Source organism: Rhizobium sp. SEMIA 4085 (genome assembly GCF_013004495.1).
GTDB lineage: Bacteria > Pseudomonadota > Alphaproteobacteria > Rhizobiales > Rhizobiaceae > Rhizobium > Rhizobium gallicum.
Genome location: NZ_JABEPH010000342.1, coordinates 1 through 6566 on the forward strand (window position 1 = coordinate 1; position 6566 = coordinate 6566).

At 59.5% G+C, this 6566-nt stretch carries 8 protein-coding genes; 4 read left to right on the plus strand and 4 right to left on the minus strand.

Annotated features, from left to right (window positions below; genetic code table 11):
* Nucleotides 1-61: 61 nt before the first annotated feature.
* The 3 genes from grxD to C9413_RS25750 all read left to right on the plus strand — a co-directional run bounded on the left by grxD (nt 62) and on the right by C9413_RS25750 (nt 3060).
* Nucleotides 62-394: a Grx4 family monothiol glutaredoxin gene (grxD, locus tag C9413_RS25740; protein ID WP_039845022.1), complete on the plus strand. Its 333-nt coding sequence runs from the start codon at nt 62-64 to the stop codon at nt 392-394.
* Between the two features lie 140 nt (nt 395-534).
* Nucleotides 535-1740: a multidrug effflux MFS transporter gene (locus tag C9413_RS25745; protein ID WP_039845023.1), complete on the plus strand. Its 1206-nt coding sequence runs from the start codon at nt 535-537 to the stop codon at nt 1738-1740.
* 39 nt (nt 1741-1779) lie between these two features.
* The gene (locus C9413_RS25750) at nt 1780-3060 is read left to right on the plus strand and encodes a multidrug effflux MFS transporter (RefSeq protein WP_039845024.1); all 1281 of its coding nucleotides are present in this window, start codon (nt 1780-1782) and stop codon (nt 3058-3060) included.
* 75 nt (nt 3061-3135) lie between these two features.
* On the opposite strand, the gene C9413_RS25755 is transcribed toward C9413_RS25750, so the two are convergent.
* Together C9413_RS25755 and C9413_RS25760 are read right to left on the minus strand one after the other, a co-directional pair.
* Entirely contained in the window at nt 3136-3894 is a 759-nt protein-coding gene (locus C9413_RS25755) for an aminoglycoside phosphotransferase family protein (RefSeq protein WP_039845025.1), read from the minus strand.
* 9 nt (nt 3895-3903) lie between these two features.
* Nucleotides 3904-4152 carry a DUF982 domain-containing protein gene (locus C9413_RS25760; protein ID WP_039845026.1) on the minus strand — a complete coding sequence of 83 codons (249 nt, stop codon included), beginning with the start codon at nt 4150-4152 and terminating at the stop codon, nt 3904-3906.
* Between the two features lie 207 nt (nt 4153-4359).
* Here C9413_RS25760 and C9413_RS34295 point away from each other — a divergent pair, with 207 nt between their 5' ends.
* On the plus strand, nt 4360-4488 hold the full coding sequence (locus C9413_RS34295) for a hypothetical protein (protein WP_257788081.1): 129 nt from the start codon (nt 4360-4362) through the stop codon (nt 4486-4488).
* A 120-nt stretch (nt 4489-4608) separates the two neighbouring features.
* Here the strand turns inward: C9413_RS34295 and C9413_RS25765 are convergent, their stop codons facing one another.
* Both C9413_RS25765 and ttcA read right to left on the minus strand, forming a co-directional pair.
* Complete coding sequence (locus C9413_RS25765; protein WP_039845027.1) at nt 4609-5433, minus strand: inositol monophosphatase family protein; 825 nt, start codon at nt 5431-5433, stop codon at nt 4609-4611.
* A gap of 31 nt (nt 5434-5464) precedes the next feature.
* Nucleotides 5465-6349, minus strand: coding sequence for a tRNA 2-thiocytidine(32) synthetase TtcA (gene ttcA, locus C9413_RS25770; RefSeq protein WP_039845028.1), 885 nt, complete (start codon nt 6347-6349; stop codon nt 5465-5467).
* Nucleotides 6350-6566 lie beyond the last annotated feature (217 nt).

The following is a 6566-nucleotide window of genomic DNA, read 5'->3' on the forward strand; positions in this document are numbered from 1 at the left end:
ATCTAAGGCTCACGATTGAAACGGCAGGCCTTTAACCTGCCTGTTGAAAGGATTAGGTCCCATGAGCGGTATCAACGAATTCATCGACAACGAAATCAAGACGAACGATGTCGTCCTTTTCATGAAGGGCACGCCGCAGTTTCCGCAGTGTGGTTTCTCCGGCCAGGTCGTCCAGATCCTCGATTACCTCGGTGTCGACTACAAGGGCATTGACGTGCTCGCCGATTCGGAAATCCGCCAGGGCATCAAGGACTATTCGAAATGGCCGACAATCCCGCAGCTTTACGTGAAGGGCGAGTTTATCGGCGGCTGTGACATCGTGCGGGAAATGTTCCAGGCCGGCGAGTTACAGCAGCACTTCCAGGAAAATGGCGTGACGGTTCGCGCCGCCTGACAGGTCACCGGGCGTCCGTCCGGTTTCCAAATCTGCTCTAATTCGAGTTCAAGGCGCTGTGCTCAACAGCGCCTTGACCTGTTTATGGGATTTTCATTGTGACAGATTCGTCTCAAGCCGTGTCCGCGGGCCAGAGGCCCATGGGCAAGCGTGAATTCATCGCGCTCGCCGCCTTTTTGATGGCAACCAATTCGCTGGCAATCGATATCATGCTGCCGGCTCTGCAGCAGATCGGCGCCAATCTGGGCGTCGAAAGCGAAAACCACCGGCAATTCGTCGTCTCGTCCTATCTTCTCGGCTTCGGCGGCGCTCAGCTCTTCTATGGCCCGATTTCCGACCGCTTCGGCCGTCGCCTGCCGCTTCTCGTGGGTCTGGGGATTTACATCGCTTCCGCGATTGGGATTGCTTTCATACCCTCGTTTGCCGGCTTACTCGTCTTGCGTTTCATCCAAGGCATCGGCTCTGCGGCAACGCGCGTCATCACCATTTCGATCGTCCGCGACATCTACGGCGGCCGGCAGATGGCCGAAGTCATGTCGCTGATCATGATGGTGTTCATGATCGTGCCGGTCGTCGCGCCCGGGAGCGGCCAGATCATCATGCTCTTTGCGAGTTGGCACATGATCTTCGTCTTCATCGCCGCAATGGGGGCGGCAATCGCCGCATGGACCTTCTATCGCCTGCCGGAGACGCTCGATCCGCGCAACATGCGCCCCTTCACCGCGCGCTCGATCCTCAGCGGCTTCCATCTCGTTCTGACGAACCGCATCGCACTTTGCTATACGCTTGCAACCACCTTCATCTTCGGCTCGCTGTTTGGATTCATCAACTCCGCGCAGCAGATCTATGTCGGCATCTACGATCTCGGCGTCTATTTCCCCTTCGCCTTCGCCGCTGTCGCGGTCTTTATGTCCATTGCGTCGTTTCTCAATTCGCGCTTCGTCGGCAAGTTTGGCATGCGGCGGCTGTCGCATGGATCGCTGCTCGGTTTCGTCGCGGTCAACACACTCTGGATGATCGTGCAGGTCGTTGGCCCGCAGCCGATGCCTTTCTTCCTATTCATCGGCTTCTTCGGCATTGCGATGTTCCAGTTCGGCTGGATCGGCTCGAACTTCAACTCGCTCGCCATGGAGCCGCTCGGCCACGTGGCGGGCACGGCCTCCTCCGTCCTCGGCTTCATGAGCACGATCGGCGGCGCAATCATCGGCGCGGCAATCGGCCAAGCCTTCGACGGGACGGCGCTGCCGATGGTCTCCGGTTATTTCGCCGTGTCGATCATCGGACTCGTCTTCGTCCTCATCGCCGAGAAGGGCCGTCTGTTTCAGCCACACAATCCGCGTCTCTGAGCAGCCATTTCACGATTTTACATTGACTGGATTTGAAGAATGATTCCGAAGCATAAACCGCATACTGAAAATCAAGGCTCCAGCCGGATCGGCATGGGCTTTACGGAATTCGTCATAACGATCGCGCTCATGACCGCCAGCATCGCCATGGCAATCGACAGCATGCTGCCGGCGCTTCCCGCCATCGGCCGCTCGCTGAGCGTGACGAGCACCAACGATGCGCAACTCATCATCGGTGTCTTCTTCTTCGGCTTTGGTGTCTCGCAGATCATCTTCGGCAGCCTCTCCGACACCTTCGGCCGCCGCCGCATCCTGCTCGGCGGCCTCGCCGTCTACGTGCTGGCGATGTTCGGCGCGGCACTGACCGGCAGCTTCGAGATGCTGCTCGTCATGCGCTTCGTCCAGGGTATTGGCGGCGCCGCGGTGCGCATCACCACGATGGCGGTTGTCCGCGACTGCTTCGGCGGCCGCGAAATGGCCCGCGTCATGTCCTACGTGATGATCGTCTTCATGATCGTGCCGATCGTCGCGCCTTCCGTGGGCCAGCTGATCATCAGCTACACCGACTGGCACTGGATCTTCATCCTGCTCGGCATCGTCGGCGCGGTGCTCTTCCTCTGGGCACTGCTACGCCTGAAGGAGTCGCTGCCGGCCGATGAGCGCATCCCGCTGTCCGTCGATTCGATCGTCGACGGCTTCAGGACCGTTCTCACCAACCGCATCACCTGCGGCTACATGATCGGGCTCACGATGTTCACGGGCGTAATTAGCGCCTATGTGATCTCCGTCCAGCAGGTTTTCGGTGAAGTCTACGGCCTCGGGGATTGGCTGCCGATCGCCTTTGCGGCAACGGCAGGCGGCATTGCCGTTGCCAACTTCGCCAACGGCTTCTTCGTGCGCACCTTCGGCATGCGCCGCATCTCGCACACCGCAATGATCTTCTTTACGGTGATTTCGGCGTTCGGCTGGGTCATGGCGCTCGATGCCAAAGTCAATTTCGCGTTGGACTACGCTCTGTTCTCCATTCTGCTGATGATGTTTGCCGTCATCGCCACGAACTTCACGGCAATCAGTCTGGAACCGATGGGCAATCTTGCAGGCACGGCGACCGCCATCACCGGTTTCGTCTCGACCTCCGTCGGCGCGCTGCTCGGAGGAGGCGTCGGCCAGCTCTTCAACGGTACCGTCCAGCCGCTCTTTGCAGGCTTTGCGGTCTTCGGCGCAATCAGCATCGTCGCCACGCTCTTTGCCGAAAAGGGCAAGCTCTTCACCCACCCGGGCGACAGCCCGCAACTCGACCCGGGTGCCGCGCATTTGTGATGGTGTGCCATGTCAGCCTGCGCCTTGCGCCGGCAGGCGGAATTTCGATTTGGAGAATTTGCGATTGGCGCGCGATCAGATATCTGACCAACCCGTCTCAGCCATTCGTATCAGCTCGTCTTCTTCCTTCGAAACCCCCTCTGCCAGCCGGGACGCGGCGACAAAGGGCAACCAGGCGAAAATATCGCCTAGGGCAAGGCCGCTGGCTCTTGCATAGGTTTCGGCATAGCGCATGGCCATTTCGGGAGCTGCATGATGTATCAGGACATAGGTGCGACAGACGTCGGCGGCCGGGCTGCCGGCGCATGCGTCCAACCAATCTACGACCATCGCTTGACCAGGTGAGCCGAGGATGTTTGAGGGATGAAAATCTCCGTGACAGAGAACGTTCCCGTTCGGCAGGGTATCGAGCCCCCTCAGAAGCCTTTCACGATGTGCTGTACTTAAGAATGGCGCATGCCGAATATTTGAGCCCAGTCTCGCCTTGAGCTCCGGAAGGGCGCGGGCGGCTTGGCCGTGGATTTCCCTGTGCAGCCGCACCATTTCATCCAGGTATTTTGGAATCAACGCGGGCTGGGAGATCATCGCATTGGCAAAAGGCTGCCCGCGGGCCCGGGTCATCAACAGCCCCCAGCGGTCGCCATACTGTCTGACGTCTGAAATTTTTGGCGCCGGCAGGCCAAATGGCTCGATGTGCGCCAGAATCGCGGCTTCTCTGAACGCAGCATTTTTGGACGCGGTGACCCTGTAAAGCTTAAGGACCAGCGCCCCATGCTCGTAGACCTCCGCCTCCTTGCCGGTACCGAGTAGATCGCCGATATCAACGGAGTTCATCACGCCGGATCAGACAACATATTCGAGGTGCGCCTCGCTGGCGGCGACCAGGAATTTCTTCCGCACCTCAGCGGCCGGCGTCGCGTCGTTGAAGGCATCCAGACATGTAATCTCGGCGCGGTAGAGCGCCGGGCCATCGTGGATCGGCCATTCGGTGACCATCAGCTTGTAGGCATCGTGAACCGTCTTGACGACGCGATAGCGTCCGCCGAGTTTGATCCTGACGGGCGGGAATTTCCGGATATCCTTTTTCTCCATGACGCAATACCTCACGCAAAACATTCGACTCAACGAATCACCAGGCGACTCGTTCCAGCGCATTTCGCTCGGGTCTCGAGCAGCCTGACGGCACGCCGCGCGCGACGATGCGGACACTTTCCATGACCTTTTGTTCATCTGGCGTTCATATTTCTTGTGGCCATCGCCCTTTCGGGCTAATCTGCCCTGGCAACGATGGAGCAAGAGATGATCAAGACCACCGTCGCGGCTTCAGTATTTGCCGCTTATGCCTTTGCGATGTTCGCAATCGCATCCCTCCCGCAAAACTCGCCCGGCATCCCGGTCGATCAGGTGACGACAAGTTCGACGAACTAAGCCCAGCCCGACGCGAAAAACCCCGCTTAGAAGCGGGGCTATATCGTGATCAAAACTGCTTGGGAGGAAATATGCATTCCCTATATGTCGGGCATGGATCGAGGCTTACGCCCTCGCTCCTCAGACCGTGAAAACCTCCCGCCGCAGCAACTCCCACGACGCCTTGTCCGGAGCGATCAGCAACCCACCGCCGACGTGGTGCGGAAGGTAGGCCGTTCCATCGAAACGCGCCGCATGGGCGCCCGCCTCCTGGCAGATCAGCGTTCCCGCCAGATGATCCCAGGGCATCAGCTTATTGTACATCAGGTAATGCACGTGTCCTGACGCGAATGTCCGGTATTCATGCGCGGCGCAGCGGTAATTCACGAGGAAGCGTACCTTTGCGAGATTTGCGAGAATTTCCGGACGCTTCTCCTTCGGTAGGTAGCCGGTCGAAGCCATACCGACCATCTGTTCCAATGCCACCGGCGCTGCCACCGAAAGCCGCTGCGACTCGCCCTCCGGCCGTCGCAGCCAGGCGCCGCCCCCCTTTTCCGCCATCACCCAGTCGTCACCCATCGGGTCGTAGATGATGCCGGCAACGGTTTCACCCTTCGACACGACCGAAGCCATGACGCCGAAGGCGGGAATGCCGGAAGCAAAATTGAAGGTGCCGTCGACTGGATCGACGACGATCGCAAGATCCGCTCCCTGCAGCTTGCCGAGCAGCGCAGGGTCGGCAGCAACCGACTCCTCGCCGATGAAGACTGCGTCCGGCCAGCGTTTTGCCGCCTCCGCCTTCATCATCCGCTCAGCCTGCTCGTCGGCTTCCGTCACCAGGTCAGTCGCCTCGGTCTTGACCCGTACGTCGCCGCTGCCAAGCCGCCGGAAGCGCGGCAATATCTCGGCCTTCGCCGCCCGCCTGAGGAGATCGGAGAGCGTCGTCACATCAACAGTCGAAGTCATGGCATGTCCTTACTCTTGAGCGTTAGCCCAGTTATGCGCTCTTCGGTGACGGCTCTGTGACCATCAGGCTGGAAAAATCGAAAAGCTGCGGATCGAGCAGGTGTGAGGGGTTCACATGCGCAAGCGCCCGCAGCATCGTGTCCTTGCGCCCCGGCATGCGCCGCTCGATATCCGCAAGCATATCCTTCATCGCATTGCGCTGCAGGCCGTCTTGCGAGCCGCAGAGATCGCAGGGGATGATTGGAAACCGCATGGCCGCCGCAAACTTCGCCATGTCGTCCTCCGCGCAATATGCAAGCGGCCTGAGCACCATGAGGTCGCCTTCGTCGTTGAGCAGCTTCGCCGGCATGGAGGCGAGACGCCCGCCATGGAAAAAGTTCATAAAGAAGGTCTCGAGGATATCCTCGCGGTGATGGCCGAGCACCAGGGCATCACAGCCCTCCTCCCGCGCGATGCGGTAAAGGTTGCCGCGGCGAAGACGGGAACAGAGGGCGCAGTAGGTCGCCCCCTCCGGTACCTTCTCCTTCACGATCGAATAGGTATCCCGATATTCGATGCGGTGCTTTACACCGATCCTCGTCAGAAAATCCGGCAGGATATGTTTCGGAAAGTTCGGCTGGCCCTGGTCGAGATTGCAGGCCATCAGCTCGACCGGCAGCAGTCCACGCCATTGCAAGTCGAGCAGCAGCGCCAGCAAACCGTAGGAATCTTTGCCGCCTGAAATGCCGACCAGCCAGCGCTTTTGACCCTTCAGCATGCCGAAATCGTCGAAGGCTTGGCGAACCTGCCGGAGCAGGCGCTTGCGCAGCTTGTTGAACGAGACGGAACCCGGGGCATCGGCAAAGAGCGCATGGGCGGTCACGCCGTCTCCCGCAGCCTCCCCGAATGCCTCATCAATGTTGGCTGCGATATTCATCGTCCTACCCAATCCAATGACTCTGCCTTAGCAGAAAGCCATGCGTCTACGCACCATCCCCCCCCCCCAACCCCCCCCCCTCCTCTCATCCGCTCTCCATCGGCAACCGCCACTGAAATCTTCAGCTTCGACGTATCCAAGCCGATGAAAATTACGCTTTTCATGGTTCGCCCTCGCTAAGCATTGGCAAGGCTCCGGCCTATCAGAGCAACCCCCG